Source organism: Pusillimonas sp. T2 (assembly GCF_002236805.1).
In the GTDB taxonomy this organism is placed as follows: domain Bacteria; phylum Pseudomonadota; class Gammaproteobacteria; order Burkholderiales; family Burkholderiaceae_B; genus Neopusillimonas.
Window position 1 is genome coordinate 186,445 of sequence record NZ_NIQA01000001.1, and the last position, 22,544, is coordinate 208,988.

The 22,544-nt window shown below is 55.4% G+C and carries 19 protein-coding genes and 1 tRNA gene; 2 read left to right on the forward strand and 18 right to left on the reverse strand.

Features of this window, described 5'->3' with window-relative positions:
• Positions 1-115 precede the first annotated feature (115 nt).
• The 8 genes from PuT2_RS00835 to PuT2_RS00870 are packed head-to-tail and all read right to left on the reverse strand — an operon-like array spanning position 116 to position 9,366.
• Positions 116-1,132, reverse strand: a complete 1,017-nt coding sequence (locus PuT2_RS00835; protein WP_093969135.1) for a TauD/TfdA family dioxygenase — start codon at positions 1,130-1,132, stop codon at positions 116-118.
• 12 nt (positions 1,133-1,144) lie between these two features.
• Positions 1,145-1,912, reverse strand: coding sequence for a class II aldolase/adducin family protein (locus PuT2_RS00840; protein ID WP_093969136.1), 768 nt, complete (start codon positions 1,910-1,912; stop codon positions 1,145-1,147).
• Positions 1,896-3,452, reverse strand: coding sequence for an AMP-binding protein (locus PuT2_RS00845; RefSeq protein ID WP_093969137.1), 1,557 nt, complete (start codon positions 3,450-3,452; stop codon positions 1,896-1,898). The genes PuT2_RS00840 and PuT2_RS00845 overlap by 17 nt, the downstream gene beginning before the upstream one ends.
• Positions 3,449-4,654 (reverse strand): thiolase family protein, encoded by a 1,206-nt coding sequence (locus PuT2_RS00850; RefSeq protein WP_173862493.1) that lies wholly within the window; start codon positions 4,652-4,654, stop codon positions 3,449-3,451. The genes PuT2_RS00845 and PuT2_RS00850 overlap by 4 nt, the downstream gene beginning before the upstream one ends.
• The gene (locus PuT2_RS00855) at positions 4,654-5,394 is read right to left on the reverse strand and encodes an ABC transporter ATP-binding protein (protein ID WP_093969139.1); all 741 of its coding nucleotides are present in this window, start codon (positions 5,392-5,394) and stop codon (positions 4,654-4,656) included. The genes PuT2_RS00850 and PuT2_RS00855 overlap by 1 nt, the downstream gene beginning before the upstream one ends.
• A gap of 4 nt (positions 5,395-5,398) precedes the next feature.
• Positions 5,399-7,171: an ATP-binding cassette domain-containing protein gene (locus PuT2_RS00860; protein ID WP_093969140.1), complete on the reverse strand. Its 1,773-nt coding sequence runs from the start codon at positions 7,169-7,171 to the stop codon at positions 5,399-5,401.
• Complete coding sequence (locus tag PuT2_RS00865; protein WP_093969141.1) at positions 7,168-8,205, reverse strand: branched-chain amino acid ABC transporter permease; 1,038 nt, start codon at positions 8,203-8,205, stop codon at positions 7,168-7,170. The genes PuT2_RS00860 and PuT2_RS00865 overlap by 4 nt, the downstream gene beginning before the upstream one ends.
• A 9-nt stretch (positions 8,206-8,214) precedes the next feature.
• Positions 8,215-9,366, reverse strand: a complete 1,152-nt coding sequence (locus PuT2_RS00870; protein ID WP_093969142.1) for an ABC transporter substrate-binding protein — start codon at positions 9,364-9,366, stop codon at positions 8,215-8,217.
• Positions 9,367-9,536: 170 nt separating this feature from the next.
• Here PuT2_RS00870 and PuT2_RS00875 point away from each other — a divergent pair, with 170 nt between their 5' ends.
• The gene (locus PuT2_RS00875) at positions 9,537-10,487 is read left to right on the forward strand and encodes a LysR family transcriptional regulator (RefSeq protein WP_093969143.1); all 951 of its coding nucleotides are present in this window, start codon (positions 9,537-9,539) and stop codon (positions 10,485-10,487) included.
• On the opposite strand, the gene PuT2_RS00880 is transcribed toward PuT2_RS00875, so the two are convergent.
• The 9 genes from PuT2_RS00880 to PuT2_RS00920 form a co-directional block, all read right to left on the reverse strand.
• Positions 10,484-12,376: a bifunctional diguanylate cyclase/phosphodiesterase gene (locus PuT2_RS00880; protein ID WP_093969144.1), complete on the reverse strand. Its 1,893-nt coding sequence runs from the start codon at positions 12,374-12,376 to the stop codon at positions 10,484-10,486. The genes PuT2_RS00875 and PuT2_RS00880 overlap by 4 nt on opposite strands.
• Positions 12,370-13,704, reverse strand: a complete 1,335-nt coding sequence (locus tag PuT2_RS00885; RefSeq protein ID WP_093969145.1) for a GGDEF domain-containing protein — start codon at positions 13,702-13,704, stop codon at positions 12,370-12,372. Before PuT2_RS00885 ends, PuT2_RS00880 begins: the two co-directional genes overlap by 7 nt.
• Positions 13,705-13,957: 253 nt before the next feature.
• Positions 13,958-14,785: an ABC transporter ATP-binding protein gene (locus PuT2_RS00890; RefSeq protein WP_093969146.1), complete on the reverse strand. Its 828-nt coding sequence runs from the start codon at positions 14,783-14,785 to the stop codon at positions 13,958-13,960.
• Complete coding sequence (locus PuT2_RS00895) at positions 14,778-15,689, reverse strand: ABC transporter ATP-binding protein (RefSeq protein WP_233574970.1); 912 nt, start codon at positions 15,687-15,689, stop codon at positions 14,778-14,780. The genes PuT2_RS00890 and PuT2_RS00895 overlap by 8 nt, the downstream gene beginning before the upstream one ends.
• Positions 15,690-15,694: 5 nt before the next feature.
• The gene (locus PuT2_RS00900) at positions 15,695-16,570 is read right to left on the reverse strand and encodes an ABC transporter permease (RefSeq protein WP_093969147.1); all 876 of its coding nucleotides are present in this window, start codon (positions 16,568-16,570) and stop codon (positions 15,695-15,697) included.
• Complete coding sequence (locus PuT2_RS00905; protein WP_093969148.1) at positions 16,563-17,567, reverse strand: ABC transporter permease; 1,005 nt, start codon at positions 17,565-17,567, stop codon at positions 16,563-16,565. The genes PuT2_RS00900 and PuT2_RS00905 overlap by 8 nt, the downstream gene beginning before the upstream one ends.
• Positions 17,568-17,634: 67 nt before the next feature.
• Positions 17,635-19,164, reverse strand: coding sequence for an ABC transporter substrate-binding protein (locus tag PuT2_RS00910; protein ID WP_093969149.1), 1,530 nt, complete (start codon positions 19,162-19,164; stop codon positions 17,635-17,637).
• A 126-nt stretch (positions 19,165-19,290) separates the two neighbouring features.
• Positions 19,291-20,835 (reverse strand): NAD(P)/FAD-dependent oxidoreductase, encoded by a 1,545-nt coding sequence (locus PuT2_RS00915; RefSeq protein WP_093969150.1) that lies wholly within the window; start codon positions 20,833-20,835, stop codon positions 19,291-19,293.
• 150 nt (positions 20,836-20,985) lie between these two features.
• A complete protein-coding gene (locus PuT2_RS00920; RefSeq protein WP_093969561.1) occupies positions 20,986-21,543 on the reverse strand; it encodes a 5'-methylthioadenosine nucleosidase in 558 nt (185 codons plus the stop codon).
• A gap of 107 nt (positions 21,544-21,650) precedes the next feature.
• On the opposite strand from PuT2_RS00920, the gene PuT2_RS00925 reads away from it, so the two are divergent.
• Positions 21,651-21,736: transfer RNA gene (locus tag PuT2_RS00925), tRNA-Leu, on the forward strand.
• Positions 21,737-21,903: 167 nt separating this feature from the next.
• On the opposite strand, the gene PuT2_RS00930 is transcribed toward PuT2_RS00925, so the two are convergent.
• Complete coding sequence (locus PuT2_RS00930; RefSeq protein WP_093969151.1) at positions 21,904-22,542, reverse strand: carbonic anhydrase; 639 nt, start codon at positions 22,540-22,542, stop codon at positions 21,904-21,906.
• Between the last annotated feature and the right edge of the window lie 2 nt (positions 22,543-22,544).

Here is a 22,544-nt window from a genome sequence, read left to right on the forward strand (position 1 = left end):
GGCCAGGTAACCTGGCCCGCAGTTAAAAGGCCGGCCGAGCGCCGGCCCTTTTATTGCCTGGGTGTCAAGCAAGAACAAGGGCGGTCGCCCTTATTGCCGCATGCAAGTAATACGTTCAAGAGGACACGGTTTCACTATCAACAGCAATTCCGTAAAAACCATAGTGTTCTGTGAACCGGTTGCGCTCATCAAAATTTAGCCATAGCCTTAGCAGCCAGCGTCGCCGGGCCGGATCATCCCAATCGACATAGCTGGTGCGGGAATGCAGAGCCGTATGGTTGTTAAGCCATTGAATATCGCCAGGCCGAAAATCCATCGACAAGCACAACTCATCGGACGCCGCCAACTCATCGATCAGGTCAAACAAATCTCGGTGTTTATCGGTTAGGGGCGGCGCGCCTTCGTAACGCTGACCAGACTCGATAAAGTTCCGCAAGTACATCATCGATAACTTGCCATTGATATAGCCGCATATAGAGGTCACCCAATACGGTTCGCCCGTCACCGCATTGCGCTCGCCACGATGGTCAAACCAAAGCGGTTCGTACATCAGCGGAATAAGATCTGGGCGCTGACGCAAAATAGCGTTGTAGATACTGCAGGAACTCACCACCAGACTGGCTCCGCCCGACTTCGACGGGCGAACACAAGCTAAACCGACGACGTCTGCGCCATCAACGTGAAACGGTGCCGCATGATTGGTGTGATAGAAACGCGAGTCGGCGTTAGTGCTGGGGTCAGTGCCAGTCGTGTTGGTCACGCTGCCCAGAAGCTCGCCCTTCGAGTTCTGCACGATGGGCGACCCCAGGTGCAGACCCAACCCCCAAAAGGCGACGCTCAACTCATGCTCCGACCAGTCCCCCACAGGTAAACCACGCCACAGTTCAAAACCTCTACCCTCTTCAAGCTCATCACGAAGTTTATCGATACGCGGTGTAAGAACAGGCAACGGAAAATCTTCAGCATGCAATTGGGAGACGGACTTGCCGGTTGCGATCGCATGCTGCACTGCCGCCTTGAGCTCCTCCACCTCGTCATGTGTCAAGTGATACTTCCAGGCCTCCGACCCTTGCATCTGCGCACGCGTCCATGCGGCAGGATGTTCGAAAGTTTTCATTAACATCGTACTCATCGCAGTCTCCTATTAACTGTCATAACCCGGCAATTGCCGGTTCAAACGCCGCTTCAATGCCGGCCATGCCAATAAAGCAGGATGAGCGGTAGCCATTTTTTCCATGGCGACCTCAACACCCGATAAAACCTCGGAACCAACCAATAACAACTCGCCACCGGCCTGCGCGGAAATCTGGATCTGGCAAGCCGTCTCGAAGATGTACATTGACCAAAAGGCATGCGCAACGGTAGGTCCAACCGTCAACAGGCCATGGTTGCGCAACATGAAATAAGTCGCATCGCCCAGATCTGCCCTTAATCGGGCGCGCTCCTCGTCGTGTACTGCCAACCCTTCGTAGTCGTGATAGGCCAATGCGCCCAACACCAAAGTGGCCTGCTGCGAAACAGGCAGTAAGCCGCGCGGCTGCGCACTGACGGCGCCCCCCGCCCGCGTATGCGTATGCAAGACACAACCCACGTCAGGTCTTGCCGCATGAATAGTGCTGTGAATCACAAAGCCAGCCCTGTTTACCGGCTCGGTTGTCGGGGACAGCGTATTGCCGTCACTATCGACCTTAATCAGTGACGACGCCGTAATTTCCTCAAACAAATAGCCGTAAGGATTAATCAGAAATACCTCACGACCGTTCTCGTCAGGTAAACGGGCGCTGATATGTGTGGCAATCAAGTCGCTCATGCCATACAAGGCAACAAGCCTGTAACAGGCGGCCAGATCAACGCGTGTTTGCCACTCGACAAGGGCCATGCCCTCAGGACGGCTATCAATGGGCTGTGACATTTTTTTCCTCTATAGCCAAAGCACGGATGCGCTTCTTGTCGACTTTTCCGACGCTGGTCTTGGGCAACTCGGACATCCAGACCACGCGCGCAGGCCACTTGTACTTCACGAGATGTTCCGCCACATACGCCATCAAACACTCAACGGTTGGTGGCTCACCCTGTGCCACCACATACGCAACCAGCAGTTCACCACGGTAGTCGTCCGGAACGCCCACGACGGCAGCTTCACGAATTTGCGGATGACGGAAAAGCACCTCTTCAATTTCTCGGGGATACACGTTGAAACCACTGACAATGACCATCTCTTTCTTACGATCACAAATAGTCAAATAGCCCTCGTCATCAAGAAAGCCTATGTCACCTGTATAAAGCCAACCCTCCCTGAGCGCTTCTGCTGTCTCGGCGGGTCGCCCAAAATACTCAGACATAATTTGCGGCCCAAAGGCCCTGACCTCGCCTATCTCGCCGGCCGCTAAAACCCGTTGTCCCTCGTGAACATCAACAATCTGGATAGTCGTATCGGGCACGGGAATACCCACCGTGCCTATCTTGCGATCCCCATGGTAGGGGTTGTAGGTAAGTACCGGGCCCGCTTCGGTTTGCCCATACCCTTCGCAAACCGCGCATCCTGTAGCCGCCTCCCAGCGCCGCAAGGTTTCGGCAGCGAGCGCTGAAGAGCCTGAGAAACAAAGACGTAAAGAAGTGAGATTGGCTTGTGCAAAACCCTCGAAGCCCATCAGCCCCATAAAAATGGTTGGACTCCCTGACATCAACGTAATCTGATGCTTCGCAATTTGCTCAAGCACAATGTCGGGACGATAACGAGCCACAATTACCAACGTACTTCGACAATAAGCCGCCAAATACAGCCCCATAGACACGGCGTAAACATGAAACAGGGGAGTGATGGCCAAAATACGCTCGACCTCGGGCAGCGTCGGCAACAAAGCTTCCCGTTGACTGATATTCGTAGCCACCGCCCGATGCGTGAGGCTGACACCTTTGGGAACGCCGGTCGTACCCCCGGTGTATTGCAAAGTCGAGGGCGCATCCGGCTCGGGCAAAGGCAACCGGTCGGCAAGATGACCCTGGGCTTTCCAGGCGGTCAGGCGTTCGGACTTCGGACCCGTACCAACTGCGTACAAGACATCGAAACGACTGGCCACCTGATCAACAACCGAGGCGACCGACTCATCGTAAAAGACACCTCGCGCCGCTGCGTTGTCCAGCACCTGCGACAACTCGCTTACCGTGTATGCAGGATTCAGAGGAACAACCTGAGCGCCGGCCGCCTGTACGGCAAACGTTGCAATGGCAATATCAATGGCGTTGTTCATCAAAAGCACAACGCGCTCCCCCTTGCCAAGCCCTGCAGTTTGCAGTCGTGCCGCAAGCCCGGCAACGCAAGCCGCGTATTCCCGGTAACTCAATTGTTCATCACCACAAACCAGCGCAGTGTGCTCTGGTGAGCGCCTGGCTGCGTCATCAAGCATGTGCACGACCGTCGGCCAAACAACTGGCATCGAATATTGCATCATGACTGGTCCTGTACCTTGATGATTACCGCCATGGCCGAATCGCCCGCGGCGCAACCGACAAACAAACCATAGCCGCCGCCTTTGATGACCAGCGTTTCAATCAACTCGATGACAGCACGAAGCCCCATTGGCGCCTGCGGGTGCCCCCAGACAAGCGAACAGCCGTAATCATTAAAAGACTCAGGGGCGATACCAAGCTCTTTTCCCATCACCAGGTCGTTGACGATGAACGGGTTATGCGTTTTTATCGCAGCCAGGTCACTTACGCTAAGGCCGGCCGCCTGCAAGGCACGCCGGGCAGCCGGCGCGGGCGCTGCAGGCATATAAGCGGGTCGCTCACGCGACTGCCCGAACGACACAATACGTATGCCGATGTTCCGATCACGCGAAAACTCAGCGGCACGAGAAGGGGTTGTCAAAATTAATCCGGCGTTTCCATCGGCGGGATGTGTTTGCCCCCCAAAAGTGACCGTCCCGCCTTCCATCACAGGCCTGAGTTTTTCAAGCCCTTCTTGTGTTGTAGGGAATATGCCTTCATCGCCCGCAAGCGTGACTTGTGTTTTCTTGAATCGGGCATCCGGCACTTCGAACGGCAAGTCCATAAAGCGTCGCAAAAATGCACTGTCGTCTTTCAGTGCATCGGCATACTGTGCGTAGCGGAGCACGGTCAACTCGTTTTGTGCCTGCGTCGTCAACCCGTATTCACGCGCGACATTTTCAGCCGTAGTCAGCATATTCACGCCGGTATATGGGTCACAATTGAAGTTGTCCAGAACCCAGTTCTCGTGTTCGCCAGTACCACCGGGCGCATGCGGGGCCGGATAATAAATATGCGGGCCGTTCGACACCCGGTCGCAGGCAATCGCCAACGCAACCTCGGCATCACCTTCGCGAATTGTCGAAGCAACCGACTGCAACAGGCGTGCCCCTGTTGCGCACGCCTGACTAATTGTCGGCCCAGCCACGTGGCCGGCACCAAGGTCGGCCATCAGCCACGGCAAACCATAAAAAGCGCCTCGCTGTGGTACCGACAAACCCAAGGCGGCGTGCTCAATAGCCGACGTGTCTATTTTGCGTCGCGCCAACGCACCTTTTGCAACATGCGCGGCAAACTTAAGACTATGCAAGTGCGCCAGACTGCCCTGCCAGCGCGCAAACGGTGTTGACCAATAGGCGCCATAAGGAATTGCAATTTCCGTCATTATTTATCTCCCTGATTTACTTTTGAGGCGCCCAGATACGTAGCGACCACCCGCGGATCTTCTGCCAGTTCGCCTGCGGGTCCTTGAAGCGCAAATCGCCCACCTTCCATCACATAGCAATAGTCAGAGCTTTGCAAAGCAATGCGGGCGTTTTGCTCGACAACCAGCACAGACATACCGTGCTCACGCAACGAAACGATCACCTTGAATATTTCACGCACGATCAACGGCGCCAGACCCAACGAAGGCTCATCAAGCAACAAGACTTTAGGCCTTGCCATCAGAGCCCGGCTTAAAGCCAGCATTTGTTGTTCGCCGCCGGAGAGGGTTCCAGCCTTTTGCGCCAGACGCTCTTTCAGGCGGGGAAACAGGGTTAATAGCCAGTCACGCGTGCGGGAAGTTTCGGCGTCTTTGGATTGACGATAACGGAAAGCCCCAAGATCCAGGTTGTCAGCAACCGAAAGGTTTGAGAACAACTCCCGGCGCTCAGGAACCAGACAAAGCCCATGCTCCACACGATCTTCAATTGGCCAATCCTCAATACGATTGCCAAGCAACGACACGGCACCCTTCGAAGGGACACTCCCCATCACAGCGTTCAACAAACTTGATTTACCTGCCCCATTCGGCCCGACAATAGAAACCACACTACCGGGCTGAACCACCAGCGCCACGCCGGTCACCGCCTCGATCTTGCCGTAACTGACACTCAGGTCAGTAACACTCAACAACTCACTCATATCCTCAGTCCTCGATCCCGCCCAAGTAAGCTTCTATGACCCGAGGATCGCGCTGCACCTCTTGCGCCGTACCCATCGCGATACGGCGTCCATATTGCAGCACCACAATCCGGTCGACCAGACTCATCACAAAATCCATATCGTGCTCCACCAGCAGCATCGTGACGCCCTCTGCCCTCAGTTGGCGTAACAGATCGGCTAACGCCTGTTTTTCCTGAAGTCGCAACCCGGCAGCAGGCTCATCAAGCAGCAGCAAGACGGGATCACTGGCCAGCGCGCGCGCGATTTCCACCAGCCTTTGTTGCCCAAGGGCGAGCGAGCCGGCCGGCAAGGCTGCAAACGCACCAAGGCCCACACGATCGAGCTGACGCTGCGCCTCGAACAAAATACGATGCTCTTCGTCACGGTCAAGACGAAGCATGGCACTCAAAAATCCAGGGCCACCTCGGCCATAAGCCCCTAGCGCAACGTTCTCAAGTACGGTCAGGTCGGCGCGAATGCGCACATGCTGAAAACTACGCGCAATACCCAGCGCAGCAATCTTGCGAGGATTGAACCCGGCAATGGCACGCCCCATAAACGTAACGTTGCCTTCGGACGGCGAAATGACACCCGTCAGCACGTTAAACAATGAGCTTTTACCCGCGCCGTTAGGCCCAATGACGCCTAGCAATTCACCCGCAACAACATCAAAGTCCACCTGGTCTACCGCAGTCAGACCACCATAGCGCTTGGTCAGCCCCTTTACGTTTAGCAACGCACTGCCCAAATCTGGCTTGGTGCGTGGTTCGTAGGCCTTCGCACGATCGGGGGCCACAGGAGCACGACCCGCTGACTTGCCACGAAACAAAAGCGCTGCCAGCCCGTTGCCCGAACCACGCAGCAACAGAATGACGACAATGCCGAACACCATGATTTCGAAGCTGCCACCTACCCCCGTCAACCCTGGAATCGTGTCACGTACAACCGTCCTTAGCAGCTCCACGACAACCGGCCCCACCAGCGCACCAGCAAGACTGGAAGTGCCGCCAACTACGGCCATGAACAGATAATCAATAGATGCCCCGACGCCAAAAGGCCCCGGATTCACCACAGTGACGTAGTGCGCATGCAACCAGCCTGCCAGGCCGGCAAGAACAGCGGCAATGACAAAAATAGACACATTCAGGCGAGTCGTCCAAACCCCGAAAGACTGCGCCATCAGCGGATCTTTGAGACTACGGATGGCACGCCCTATTCGGCTGTCGAGCAAATTTCTGGCAAAAAGAAAAGCAAATCCATTGAAAACCCAAATCAACAGGAAGAAGGTCTGGGCATTCTGAAGATCGAGCCCGGGAATGCTGATAGCGGGAATGCCGCCGATACCGTTGTACCCGCCCAGGCCCTTTAGATTGCCAAACAGGTTGTAAAGGCTAATGCCCCAAGCCATTGTGCCCAGCACAAGATAATGACTTGACAGACTGATGGTCAGCCACCCAAGCACATAGGCGCTCCCCCCAGAGACAAGCAATGCGGCCGGAAGCGATAGCCAGGGCGACCAACCCAGCGATGTGACCAATACTGCCGAGGTATAGGCACCCAAGCCAACGAACGCTGCCTGCCCGAATGAGGTCAGACCCGCCATGCCAGTCATCAACACCAACCCCAAACAGACCAACGCATGCAGACCAATATAGTTAAGTGGCGTCAACACCGAGACCGGCAAAAAAACACCAACAACCATTACGACCACCGCAAGCAATGCAACAGCCCAAGCACGATTAAACCCGCTATTCATGACTCTTCTTCCTCGTGGTGAACATACAGCGAACGCCACATGAGTACGGGCACCAAAGCTGCAAAAACAATGACATCGCGTAAGGACGAGGCATAGAAAGACGCGAACGCATCCAGCAAGCCCACACCAAGGGCACCAAGCACTGCCAGCGGGAAACTGACCATACCGGCGCACACCACCCCAATAAAGCCTTTTAGCCCCAACAAAAACCCAGAGTCGTAGTAAACCGTTGTAATTGGCGAAATAAGCACGCCGGCGAGCGCGCCGATGCCCCCCGCAATCCCGAAAGCAATCAAACCTGCAGCCTCAGTCCGGACAGCCACCAGCCTGGCCCCCAGCCGGTTCATCGCCGTTGCCCGCAGCGCCTTACCCCACAGCGTTCGCTCGAAATATGCCCATAGGGCGATCATCAGCACGAGCGACACGACGGCGACCAGAATGAGCTGATATGACAGGCGGGTGAATCCAACATCAATACGGCCGGCAACGATCGGCGCCGAGCGCAAGCCTTCAGGACCAAAGAACAACAAGCCGGCGCCCACAAGCACCACATGCAAGGCCACGGCAACAATCAGTTTGGTCAGAATCGTGGTGTGAAGAATGGGACGAAAGACGGCGGTGTAAAGCAGGGGCCCCATCGGTGCGACGAGCATCAGCGTCAGCACCCCGCGTACAACCGGAGACAACAGTGACGCGGCGAGCACATACACGAGCGCGCTCGCCGCTACCGGATAAAGCACAGAATATGCCACCTGCCGACCCAACCCTCGCCAAGACTGGGTACGCCATGCTGTCCAACCCCAGGACAATAAGGCAGCAAGCCCGATACAAGGCAGCAACCAGACCGTGCCTGGTACCTTCCCCGCATTCAATACGCCCATTGTCAGCGCTCCGAAAGCCACCAGCTCACCCGCGGGTAACCACAGAACCTTAGTGACAAGAAACACTTGCAGAATGGACAAAGCAATCAGGGCGTAGAGCAAACCATTGGTGAGCCCATCCTGAACCAGCAGTGCAGCAATAGTGGCATTCATAATGGACACTTAGTTCGATTCGAGCAGGCGGAACTTGCCGTCCTTGACGGTGATCATGACGCGGGCACGCTCGTCCAGCCCATAGTGATCTTCTGCAGTGAAGCGATATACGCCATTGGTACCCACAACCTCATCTCCAGACTGCAGGGCATCACGCAGCGCAACGCGGAAGTCCTCGGTACCTGGCTTAGCCCCCGTTGCCAAAGCCTTCTTTGCCGCCGCATCAAGAATCAACATGGCATCCCACGCATAACCAGCAAATGGCGACACGGGGCCATCACCCCACTTGGCCTGATACTTCTTGACGAAGTCAAGAGACACCTGCTTGATCGGATTGCTGTCGGGCAACTCATTGGCGGCAACCATTGGGCCGGTCGGCATGCGGGCGCCTTCGACAGCTTTACCACCGGCATCCAAAAACGCCTGCGCGACCGTGCCGTGGGTCTGGTAAACCAAGCCGTCGTAACCCTGATCACGCAACGTCGCGTGCGGTAATACTGCAGGCGTCGTAGATGCGCCAATAAACACGGCATCAGGATCTTGAGCAATTACTTTGAGCACTTGCGCAATGACCGATGGATCGGTGCGGTTGTATCGTTCTTCAGCCAGTATCTCGATACCAGCCTTGGGCGCCATCTCTTTGAAAATATTCCAGTTCAGATCACCCCAGCCATCCGCGTAGCCAATGAACGCCGCCGTCTTTACGCCCTGCTTGACCATATCGTCGACAATGGCCGCAGACATCAAAGAAACCGGTTGCGGCACGTTGAATACGAAAGCACGCTTCTCGGGGGATATAGCCACTGGCGACATCGCTAGCTGCGCAGTTTTGCTGCCATTGGCAATATCAAACAACGTCATCGCTGTGGGCGACGATGTAGAGCCAACGATGGCGTCAACTTTATCAACGTCAACGAAACGGCGTGCATTCTTCATCGCTGTCGTGGCATCGCCGCCATCATCCAGCAAAATCCACTCGACCGGGTGCCCACCCAATGTTGGCGGGAAGACATCTGCCGCATGACGGTAAGGCAGGCCATTTGACGCATTCGGCCCAGTGAATGTACCTGTCAGGCCAATTTTCACAGGGGTTTGAGCAAACGAGACTGATGAAACCGACATCATCAGACCGGTCAACAATACAAGCAATTTACGAGACATGAGATCTCCTCTTTATTGTGCATAAGTGAGCGGGAAGCCGTACCCCGCCCGGACGCGACAGTCACGCCAAACCTCAGACGCTTGAGCGGATCTTATAAGTAACGTAATCTTTATGAAATACCTTAAACATGAATAAATAGATCTCTGTAATGCCATAATGGAATACCAAAATGTCACAAGAAATTGATTTCCGTCGCCTGATGGGCCGGCTGCGTTTACGTCATCTGGCGCTGCTAGACTGGCTTGGCAGAGATCCGAACGTCGGACGGGCTGCAAAAAAACTGCATATGGCCCAGCCCACCGCAAGCAAGCTACTTAGGGAAATCGAGGATATATTCGAGACCCCTTTATTTACCCGGAATCGTCGGGGACTTACCCCCACTGCAGCCGGCCAGGTACTAACACGCCGGGCAGGTATCTTGCTGGCAGAAATGCAGGCGACACATACAGAACTGCTCTATGCGCTGGGTGGCGGCACCGGACACATGCGGCTAGGCGTGTTTCCGGTGGTGGTGCCAGAGTTTCTGCCCAAGCTGTATTCCGCCCTTCAAAGCCAATGGCCAGGGCTCACGATCGAACTACGGGAAGCCGTAGAGCTCCAGTTGCTGGATCAATTGTCGAAAGGGGAAATCGACGGCATCATCGGCCGCATTGTTATGGAAAATTTAACGCCAGATTTACGTCATGAGGCGGTTTACACCGAGCCTACCGTCATTGTGTGCGGCACTCATCATCCTCTTCGTAATGCATCGGCTGAAGCACGCGTGCAAATACTTGAACAAACCGCCTGGATGCTTCCCGCACGACAAGGTGCGGTGTACAACCTCGTCGCATCAAGGCTTGCGCAATTCGGCATTAAGGCACCACGCGTAGACATCGAAACAACGTCAGTGTTTGCAACAATTGAAATGCTTAACCACACGAACTTACTTTCGATTTTGCCGGAAAAAATTGCGCTAGATTATCAAGCTAACCAGAAAGTGGCCGTCGCCCCGATTGATGACCTGGGGGCCAACTACCCGATTGGCGTCATTTACCGTGCAGATGCTGCAGACAACCCTTTAGTGGCCATGTTGCTCAAGACCACCCGAACGCTTTCAAGCTGGCCCGCCAAGCACTAATTTTTGTTCGAAAATCGCTCAAACCAGGCATCGGCAGGCTCAGGTCTGCCAAATAGATATCCTTGGTAAATGACGTCGCCACGCGCTTTCAAAAACTCGGCTTGCTCTGACGTTTCCACACCCTCGGCCACGACATTGAGATGCATGTGACGCGCCACCGCCAAGATCGACTCGACCAATGCCGCACTGTCGTGATCGACGGGGGCATCGTGAACAAACGTCTTGTCGATTTTCAGTTCATGAATTGGCAAGTGCTTGACATAGGTAAGTGACGCATAGCCAGTACCAAAATCGTCCAGCGAGAAATGTAGACCCAACGCACTAAGCTGCCGCATTTTCGAAATTACGTCGTCAACGTCTCGAATCAGCAAACTTTCAGTCACCTCGAACGTCAATTTGTGCGGGTCGGCGCCGGTTTCCGCCAAGATGGCCGTGATTGACGCCACAAAACTGCGTTGATGAAAATGGCGCGGGCTAATATTGACTGACACCCTGAAATCTGGGGAATCGGGGAAGCGGCCCGCAGCAATGTGCGCACAAACCTGCCTGAGCACACAAATGCCAAGATCAGCGATAAGGTCGGACTCTTCTGCTAACGGAATGAACGAAACGGGAGACACCAGCCCCAGCTCGGGGTGCTGCCAGCGCACCAGCGCTTCGGCCCCAACAAGCGTGCCATGGGTATCAACTTGCGGCTGCAAATACACCATCAACTGGCCTTCTGGGATCGCCTGACGCAACTCACGTTCAAGATGAAACCGACGCTCGGCGACCGTGGACATAGACGCTTCATACACCGTTACCTGATTCCCGCCTGCCGCTTTGGCCCGATGCATGGCCGTGTCGGCCCGACGCAAGACCTCACCCGCCGTATCGGAATCAGATAACGGAAAATGAGCCATACCAATACTGGCGACCACCGAAACCTTGATAGCGTCAATGTTGAAGTCAGGTGTGAGCGCTCCCTGAATTTGCTCGACCAGCGCGTTTCCACCATTGTCGGCCAACGAGCGTGTGTCATAGACCTCGTGGGGTAGCACGAGAAATTCGCTGCCAGACATACGCGCTAACGTGCCCCGACCATCAAGGACAGCTGCCAAGCGTTCGGCCACTTGAACCAGAAGCTTGTCGCCAAAAGCATGCCCGCGCGCGTCGTTAAAACGCGAAAAGCGATCGACATGAATCAGCACAAGCACCCCTACCTGCGACGTGCCGATGCACTGCGCAAGCTTGTCTTGTATACGTTCGTAAAGAAACAAACGGTTAGGCAAAGCAGTTAGACCGTCGAAATACGCCAGCCGATGCAAATTAAGCCGCGACTGCTCTTTCTCTTCGTAGTCTTGAAACAGCAAGCAGACCAATGCTGTCGCTAGTGGATAGGCCAAAAAAACTGTGAACCAGACTTCACTGACAATGATAAAGCCAACACCCGCGGGCAAAAGCAAGAACAGCATTAACATGCATCCGTGCACAACGACACCGCCAAACCAGGCCCTGGCAAAGCTAAGTACACCGCCCGAACGCAACCGAACGTAGTAATAGAAACAGCCAATACTGGCCGCCGTCAGGATAGTAAGCAACCCAACCCACATGCCCGCGCCGCCTAACCACGCGCGGTAAGCCGCCATAAACAGCGCACTGATTATCGCCACCAACGGCCCGCCAAACACGCCACCAACGAAAAGCAATATGGTCCGGCTGTCGAAAATAATACCGTTGCCATAATCGACCGGTGCCATCATCACACCGATACCCGTCAGGCCCAACAACACGCCGAACAACACCTTACCGGACGCCATGTCTCGCCGCTTGCGTGACATAACAACTTGATAGGCCACCACCAGGGCAACCAACAGCGCCGCATTCTTGACCAGGTCAATGATCAGCATGATGCCCCGCCTGCATAAGACGGCGTGCCAACGCTTCGAGATCGCTTGCGGGCGTACATTATCTGGTCGGCATAAGCGATAAGGGATTCAGCGTCAGCACCGTGGTCGGGAAACAAGGCCACACCCACACTGGCACTGACTTGGAGCGTTGCAGCGCCGGTCTCTACAGGTAAGCTGGCTATATGCGTAATTTTTGCAGTCACGGTTTGAATGATGTCTTGGGAAACTGCATCGTCAAGCAGCACAATAAATTCGTCGCCTCCGAAGCGATACGCGGCATCTTCGAGACGCAAGCCATGCTTAAGGCGATGGGCAAACGCACGAAGTAGCATGTCGCCGCTGTCGTGGCCATAGACATCGTTGATTTGCTTGAAATCGTCGAGGTCGATAAACAACAAGGCCATACGCCCGCCATGCCGTTGACACCGAGACACTACAGCCGCAAGACGCTCGTTGAGTGCGCGACGATTAGGCAGACCAGTAAGCTCATCGTGATTGGCCTGACGCACAAGACGCGCCTGCCATTGCAAGCGTTCGACGGCCAGACTAAGCTGGCCAAAAAAATACGGCCAAAAGGCCATACCCGCATCAAAGCTTAACTCTGTGAAGTCGGCCTGTAAGGCAACAGCCCCTAAAAGACGGTTGTGCACCATTAGCGGTGCGACACACCAGCCGTCTTGTACAAATGCCTGGACCGCACTCCCGTTAAGCGCAGTGTCGTATACGGCCTGACACTTATGACGGGCCTGTGCCGCCTGAGTGGCAGGCAACCAAGGGCCAGCCCCAAAACAATTAAATACCAGATGCCCCGCCCTACCGGGGTGACTCTCGGACACGGTGATCACTGCGAAGGTTTCAACGGGTACAACGCTATTTAATGCGCTGTGAACCTGCTGAAACAATGAAGCGATGTCATTGACCTTGCTGGTCGCTTCGAAGAGCGCAAAAGTAACTGCCTGAAAGGCTTCGAGCTGTCGACGCTGCGTAACGTCTCGGGCCACGCCGACACGCATCTGGTCCGCTTCCGACCACCTCGCGGTCCACATCAGGCGTACACGACGCCCAGTTTTGTGCAAATAGGTATTTTCGAAACCAGCCCGCGACTCTCCGGATAAAACCTTCTGGCCTTCGGTGCGCGTGCGTTCGTGGTCTTCAGGCACAACAAAATCGAGCATGCTGCGCCCCATGAGCTCGTGCTGGGAATACCCCAGCACGGACTCGCAGACGGCATTGACGTACGCTACTCGGCCCTCGGTGTCGACCAAAAAAACGACATCGAGCAACAGGTCGAGATAATGTGACGACGGTTGCGGATGGGGCTGGGTCATTGAAGATACCTGATGGGGCCAGGCTGCGCCAAACAACTCGAAACGCTGCCTTGCAAAACAATGCAAAACTTAACAAGCAGACGACTAAAGCTTACACCCATTTTTTGACAACAACATGTTCGGCAAAGCAAAGCCGACAAAAACATCGAAAAACACAGGGCAAGCCATCGGCCTTGCGCCAAAAAAAAGCCGGGTAGAAAGCTGCCCGGCTAAATCTTATAAAGCTGACATCCAATAAACCCTGGCCAGTTGCCTAGGCTTCGGCCAGCCGGACGCTGTCAAACCATGCGTCGTCTATTTCGGGTAACGGGATGGCATCGATAAGTGTGCGTGTAATACTGCTTTGCGGGTTGTTGAAAACCTGATCGCAGGGCCCCGCGTCAACGATCTCGCCATGATTAAGCACAATAACCTGCGAGCACACGGTACGAATGACCGAGAGATCATGGCTGATGAAGGCAATCGTAAGGTTCATGTCGGCGGCAAGATCTTGCAGCAATGTCAGTACTTGCGCCTGCGACGACACATCAAGCCCCGAGACGATTTCATCGGCCAGAATAAACGACGGGTTGAGCGCTATTGCCCTTGCGATGCCCACCCGTTGACGCTGCCCACCCGATAGTTCGTGCGGATACCGGGCGGCAAACACCGCGGGCAGCCCTACCCGTTCAAGCGCTTCGATGGCTCGTCGGCGCGGATTGTCGAAACCATAACGCTTAAGCGGCGACGCCACAATTCGGCCAACCGTGTGACGCGGATTGAGCGACGACATCGGGTCCTGGAAAATCATTTGGAGATCACGACGTAAAGGCTTGATCTGCTCTTCGGTAAGACGCGAAATGTCTTTGCCCCGAAACAGAACCTGACCAGACGACACGCCCAACAAACGAACCAGCACACGTCCCAAGGTAGACTTCCCGGAGCCGCTTTCGCCCACGATACCGATAATTTCCCCGGCAGGCAGATCGAACGTCAGCCCTTTGAGAATTTCGATGCGGGGGGCAGGACCAAACAGCTTCTTGCGCGACATATCAGGAAGCGACAGGCGCAAATCTTTGACGCGGAACAAGGGTTCAGACATGGGCAGCTCCGTTGGCATCGGTAAGCGCAATTTCTTTCTTCAGGTTGGCGATCAGCTCGGGCGGCACCGGCTTGAGCGGCTCGTTGGGATGGGTGTAACGCGGCGTAGCCCCGATAAGCGCCCGAGTATACGGATGCTGCGGGTTGGCAAATACCTCGCGCGTAGGCGCACTTTCCATGACTTTACCGGCAAAAAGAACGGTCACCGTTTGACTGATCTTCGCGACAACCCCCATGTCGTGCGTGACGAACAAAACCGCCGTACCGGACTCGGCCTGCAGCTCGCGAATCAGACGCAAAATCTGCTTTTGCACGGTTACATCGAGCGCGGTTGTGGGTTCGTCTGCCACGATGAGCCTGGGTTTAGGCGCAAACGCAGCAGCAATCAAAATACGCTGGCGCATCCCCCCGGACAACTCGTGCGGATAAGACGCCATAACCCGCTTAGGATCACGGATATGCACGCGGTCCAGCAGTTCGAGGGCTCGTGACTGTGCATCGGCGCTGCTCCAGCCCAGGCGCTTGACAAGACGTTCGGTGATTTGCACGCCAATCCGACGCGACGGATTCAAAGCCGTTAGAGGATCTTGCGGGATAAGTGACGCAGCAGCCGCCACCGTTTGGCGTCGCTGCGCAGCACCGAGCGCGTCGAGGCTTTCGCCTTGCAGCAAAATCTGGCCAGAGGTGACCTCGATGTTGCGTGGCAAGACGCCCAGCACCGCCTTGCCAATCATACTTTTACCTGCGCCACTTTCGCCGACCAACGCGCGGACTTCGCCGGGTTGAACCGAAAGCGAAACATCGCGCAACAACCGGCCACCGCCCCGTAATACGACGTTCAAGCCGGTGACTTCGAGTGTGGGTTGCGCCATACCGGCGCCAACATTGTTTGTACTTAGTGTCATGTTGCTTACCTTGCCAGCGGGTCGAACTGGTCTTTCAAGCCCTCACCCAACTGGCTGAACGACAGCACTGTCAGGAAAAGCACTACAAGCGGTGCCACGAGCACCCACCAGGCAAAATGAATAGAGGCACGCCCCTCGGCGATCATGCCACCCCAGGTTGGGGAGTCGGACGAAATAGACAGATTCACGAAACTGAGAATGGCTTCGACGATAACCGCCACGCCCATTTCAAGTGCCAACAAAGCCACCACTGTGGGCAGCACGTTAGGCACTACCTCGGCAACTAATGTGCCCAGGCGGGTAGCCCCTCCGATGCGGGCTGACTGGACGTAGTCCATGCGCGTTTGAACCATAGTCTCGGCACGAATCACACGGGCAAAACGCGTCCAGTCGATGATCGCGATGGCCAAAATGACAGACGTCAGGCCTGTCCCCAGCACGGCAACCAACAAAATGGAAAACAGCACCGGCGGGAACGCCATCCAGATATCGATAAGCCGCGACACGACCCGGTCTACCCAGCCGCCGAAGTAACCCGCCAGCAAGCCCAGTGCCGAACCGAAAGCGCAGGCTGCCGTAGCGGCAACCAACGCAACCGTTAATGCAATTTGCGCACCGTATATAAGACGGGACAAGACATCGCGCCCAAGACTATCAGTACCCAGATAGAACCCCGCTTCGTAACCGCTGAAACCTATGGGGGGCAAACGCTCGAGCAGCAAATCTTGTTCGAGCGGATTGTGCGGCGCAATAAACGGCGCCAATAACGCGGCCAGGACAACAATGGCGATCCAGGAGGCCGACAACCAGAGCCTTAAATTTGTTTTACGTACTCGTGCCCGCGGCTCGGCGGGAACGGCGTTTAATGTGGCTTCAGCCATGACGCAGCCTCGGATTAAGGAAGGTGTAGGCAATATCAACTACCAAATTCACCAAAATAAACAAACAAGCAAACATCAGGACAATGCCCTGAATCAGCGGAAGATCGCGATTAATAACCGCATCGATGGCCATATTGCCCAGCCCTTCGTAGGCGAAGAGGCGTTCGACAATAACGGTACCGCCGATAAGAAAGGTGAACTGCACGCCGATGAGCGTTAACGTGGGTAACGCCGCGTTACGCAGGGCTTCGCGCAAAATTACCTGGGTTTCGGTAAAACCACGCACGCGAGCCAGCACGGTGTAATCAAGCTGCAGCACATCTTTAAGACTTTGCTTGAGCAACTGCGAAATAATCGCAGCTAATGGCAACGCCAGCGAAAGGGCCGGCATCAGCATATGCGCCATCAGGTCTTGCAGGACGTCGAACCGGAACCGTACCAAGGCCTCGAAAAGATAAAAATTAGTGGTGAAGTCGAGATTAAGCTGAGGTGAAACACGGCCTGAAATATGAAACACAGGCCAAAGTACGCCGAACAGCAAAATCAACAACAGCCCCCACAAAAAATCGGGGATCGACAACGTGGCGCCGTTGAAGAGGTCGACAGCGGCCTCGCCCGGGCGCCCACGTTCTTTGGCGCCCCAAATGGCAGTAGCACCGCCAATGGCGAGAGCAATGAGCAGCGCAAGAATGGAGAGTTCGAGCGTCGCCGGCAATCGCTCGAGGACCAAACCGGCAACCGGCTGCTTAAGCGTGATCGACGTACCGAAATCACCCTGCAATACCCCGCCGGCCCAAATAAAGAACTGCTGGAGTAGCGGCTTATCGAGCCCGTATAAGGCCGTGAGTTGGGCGATATCGGCCTCGGTGGCCCCAGGGGATACCATCATGGCAATCGGGTTGCCAGGCGCGACACGTATCAGGATAAAAACAACAATAGCAACACCGACCAGCGTCACGAACATCGTGGCTAGCCGGATAAGAATAGATTTCAACATGGGTGCAGCAGAACTGTCGCGGAATGTGGCGGGCGGCCAGAGCGGCCGCCCGGATCAAGAGAGCAAATTAGGCGGGTTTCATGGAAGCCGCGGTGACGTCACCGGTAGCTGCCGGCGGGACCACGACTTTATCGGAATGGATGACAGGCAGAACATACTGGAGCAACGGAATAACATAGCCGTTTTCCATGATGTAGGCGCTGACGTCTTTCCAACCCTGGATACGCTTGGCTTCGTCGGGCTCGGCCCACAGCGGTGCGATCTTTTCAATGAGATCGGGGGAGTCCCAGACCGAGTGGGGCGAAGGACCGAACATGGAGTGACCAGTCGACGTGGTTGGATCGCCAATAGCGTTACCCCAGTTATAGAATGCAGCCGGTGCAAGCTGGTCGGCGCCACGCAGCTCGAAGTGCTTGGCGATTTCATAGATTTCGATGTTGGCCTCGATGCCTACCCGACGCCACATACCCACGATCGCCTGGATCATTTCGTAATCTTTAGGCTTGAAACCGCGCGTTGTCTGAATCGTGAACTTGACCGGTTTTTCGGGCGAGAAGCCTGACGCCGCCAACAACTGCTTGGCCTTTTCGGGGTTGTACTCGAACTTGAGGTTGGGATCGAAGGCATCGTATTCGGGTGCTTCGAGCGTTGACAGCGGCACGCCGTAGCCACGCAACAGACGGTCGATGATCAGTTGCTTGTCGATCGCGTGATGCGCAGCCAGACGAACGTTTTTGTCGAGCATGGGGCCGACATCGTTCAGGAAGATCATGGCGATATCGGAAATGGGGAAGGCCTCGCCCTTGAGCCCGGGCTTCTGCTTGAGGCGGTCGAATTCCTCGTAGGGGATTTCCATGGTGACCTGAGCATTGCCGGATTCGATCTCGGCAACACGGCTGGCGGCATCCGGGACAAACTTGATGGTGACCACGTCGTATGCCGGCTTACCACCCCAATAATCTTTGTTGGCCACCAGACGCACATAAGCACCACGCTCGTAAGCGTCGATTTTGTAGGGGCCAGTGCCAATAGGCGCTTTTTCGAAGCCCTCGGGGCCGACTTTTTCGAAATAGGCCTTAGGCAAAACGTAACCGGTCAGGAACGCCATCCATTTGAAAATGGTGGGCTCGAACTGAACAACATCTGCCGTAACGACATTGCCGTCGACTTTGAAATTAGTCAGGTTCTTCCAGACGAATTGACCGGGGTTGCCAGTTTTAGGATCGGCGGCACGTTGCAGCGACCAGGCAATGTCTTCGGCCGTAAAAGGCGAACCATCGTGCCACTTGACGCCCTCGCGAACCACCATGCGCACTTTTTTGTTGTCGTCGGTAAAACCCCATTCGGTGAGCAGCCCAGGCTTGAAGCTCAGATCGGCCTCTTGCTGGATGAAGCGATCGAAAACCGACAGGTACAGCGCCTGAAGTTTGGGGTTAACTGCGGAAGGGCCCGTCGTTGGGTCCCAACTGGGTACGCCTGTGTTGTAGGCGATAACGAGGTCTTGCCCGGCATTTTGTGCAAATGCTGGCATGCCAATGGCCGAAATACCGGCTGCAGCAACGCTAAGCTGCAGGAAGTCACGTCTTGTATGCGTCATGGTGTGTTTCCTTACGTGGATGACAATGAGCCGGCCCTGAAAAAATTGGTGATAAAAGGCCAAATCATGTTTCGCTTTACATATTAAAGGTTGAAGGTTGAACTACCCACTGGTGTTAACCCGAAACTAACGCACATTTTGGGCCACCATGTAGCCCGATCCGGCACCGGTACCACCACCCGGCCAAACTGCAGCACCCACCATATGCAAGCCCTTGACCGGCGTGTGACCGTCGGCAAAACCTCGCACCGGGCGGAACAGGAAATTTTGGGACATATGATGCGACCCGCAAACCTGATCGCCGCCAACCAAATTGGGGTTCTCGGCTTCGAGATCAAGCGGCGACACCACATGACGCCCCAACACCAGACCTGACAACCCGGGTGCGTATTGTTCGATTTGCGCCATGACACGATCGGCATAGACCTGTTTGATATCGGCCCACGACCTGCCCTGGATTTGTCCGGCAGCATCACCGCGAATATCGGCAGGCAGGCAACGCACCTGCACCCACAAAACATGCTTGCCTTCTGGTGCGCGCGAAGCGTCGAATACCGTCGGCTGACCAACCACAAGCACTGGAGCATCGGGCAACAGCCCGGCCATGGCCTGCTGATAGGTACGCGCCAGGTCGTCAAGTGTAGGGCCAATATGAACGTAAGCAAATTTCTTTAATGCCTGAGCCTGCCACGGGGGCAGATCGGACAGTGCCAGATGGATCATCATGGTGCCCGGCGCATGCCGAAAGGCTTTCATACCGGCGTCAAAGCCAGCATCGCCGCTCTGCCCTGACAGCAGACGCATAAGCGCACGCGGAGCCACATTAGCCAGAACATTGGACGCCTTGAGCGTTTCACCCGAAACCAGAGTAACCCCCTGAACCTGGCCGCCAACGACATTGATGCGATCGACTTCTGCACTGCAGCGCACGCTGCCGCCGCGAGATTCGATCAGCTGCACCAACGACCGAGTCACGGTATCTGCCCCACCCTTGCCAATGACCATGCCCATGGATTGACTAGCAAAGCTTTCGAGATAAGGGAAAATAGCCCCACCCGAGATATCGGGTGCAAAATCAAGATGCAGGCCCCAGGTTGCCAAGGCCGCGTGCAGACGGGGATCGGTAAACGTTTGCTCGACCCAGTTGCGCGGAGAAGACACCAGCAGCCGCATCAGGTCGAGCGCGCCATTAAAGCCCTGACTACGCAAAATTTGCCAGCCCGCCTTGGATAGCCCGCCTTTTGTCATACGAGCAGACAACAGCGTGCCCAGCGCACCGGCCTTGCCAGGAAATGCTGCCAAACCGGCCTTCCAGGCCGCCTGATCTTCAGGATGGCGAATTGTAGAGAGCGTTTCCTCGAGATTGGTAGAAACACCGAAGTAATCACCGCCAGGGAAGACGGATGCAAAAGGCCGATCGACCGGCACAAACTCGAGACCATGCGTAGCCAGCACTGAGGCATGCGCCTTGTGAAAACCCGACCCGGCAAACATTGACAGATTCATGGCGGCAACGTCGTGACGAAAACCCGGCAACGTCAGCGCTTCGGTTCGCACCGCTCCGCCAGGCCGATCAAGACGCTCGAGCACTGTAACCGCTTGCCCTTTAAGGGCCAGTTCAGCCGCCGCAACCAACCCGTTAATACCCGACCCAATAACAATCACACTCATACAACATCCTGTTTCAACGATAGTGTTTTGGCCGCTTTAGCAGCGATACCAGGGTTAAATGCAACGACAGAGCCTTGCGCGTCAGTACGGCCACTGGCGCTGCGTTGCAAACACATGCGACACACCTTTCAGAGGTATGCGGCATCAGAACTACAAAAATTTCGCCAGCGCCTCTAGAAACAGCTGCTGGCCCAAATGCTTATCGCGCTTCCAGGTATCGACGGCGGCATCGTCGGCGCGATCGGAAACGTACTTGAACGACATCCAGGGCACATTGTGCTCGTGGGCTGCAGCCGCAATGGCATAAAGCTCCATGTCAACGACATCAATGGCGGCATGATCGAACCAGGGGTCGTGAGCCGTCACGAAGCTGTCGCCGGTGCCACACGTATGACCCGAAGACTGAATTGAAAAATATTGCTGCGGCCTTGAGCAATAGGGCATTTGCCCCCGTGGCGCCAACAACGTTATGACGTCGCGCTGCACGACACGCCCTATAGGCAACAGGCCGGTCAAGCCGTCTTTCAGGCCACCCGCAGTACCCAGGTTAAGAATGAGTGACGGCCGGGCTTCGTAGATGGCTTTTTGAGTAGCCATGGCCGCGTTGATTTTGCCCATGCCGGTATATATGACCCTCACCGAGGCTGGCAAGCTGTCCGGGGCAAGTTCATCGGGCAAGGCGCACACAAGAAGAAGTTTTTCGCTCATGCTGCGCATTATGTAACCTGAGGCGACAACATACAAGACCGGGCTGACGGCTGTCGATGCCATATGCACCATCTAATGCAGCCATTTATGTCATAATTACGCGCTTGGCGTCCATGGCGGAATTGGTAGACGCAAGAGACTTAAAATCTCTCGATCTTTGATCGTGCCGGTTCGATTCCGGCTGGACGCACCAAATAACATATTCAACGCTTAACGGCGAAAAAAACCGCGTAATTTGTGTTTACGCGGTTTTTTTATGCCCGGGCTCTTTGCCCATTAGCGTGGGACACCCACTCGTCAGCGCCGGCCAACCAAGCCGGGCTTTAAGCGCCTTTGACGCCAGACGCCCTGCCCCGCCGATTACTGCTCCAGGCATGGTTCGAAATGGCCCGAGGCAGGGTTGCGCAAGTACAGCAACCCGGTCGCTACGCCAAAATATGCCCCGTGCAACTCAATCTCGCCGGCCTCGACACGACGACGAATGAACGGAAACGTCATCAGGTTATTCAAGCTGGCTTCGACAACAGCCAGTTCAAGGCGTTTCAGGTCTGCCTTGTAGTCGCCTGTCGAGGCCCCAAGGCGCTCGGCAACCGGTTCAATCTGCGACATCCATTTGCGAATGAAATCGCCTTGACTTAACGGCTTGGCGTTGTCATGAAAGGCTTTGACACCACCGCACGATGCATGGCCAAGCACCACAATATGCTTGACGTTTAAGCCATTGACGCCAAATTCGATAGCGGCACTAGTACCGTGATAGGAAGATTCGGTGTCTGCCTCAAAGGGCGGCACCAAGTTAGCCACGTTACGTACGACAAACATTTCGCCTGGACCCGCGTCAAAAATCACTTCGGGCGAGACGCGCGAGTCGCAACAGCCGATCAACATGATTTCAGGGTTTTGTCCTTTTTCGGCCAGCTTCTGGTAGCGGCTGCTTTCGGTCTGGAAGCGGCCATCGAGAAAGTGTTGATAGCCTTCGGTGAGTCGTTCTGGAAACATTA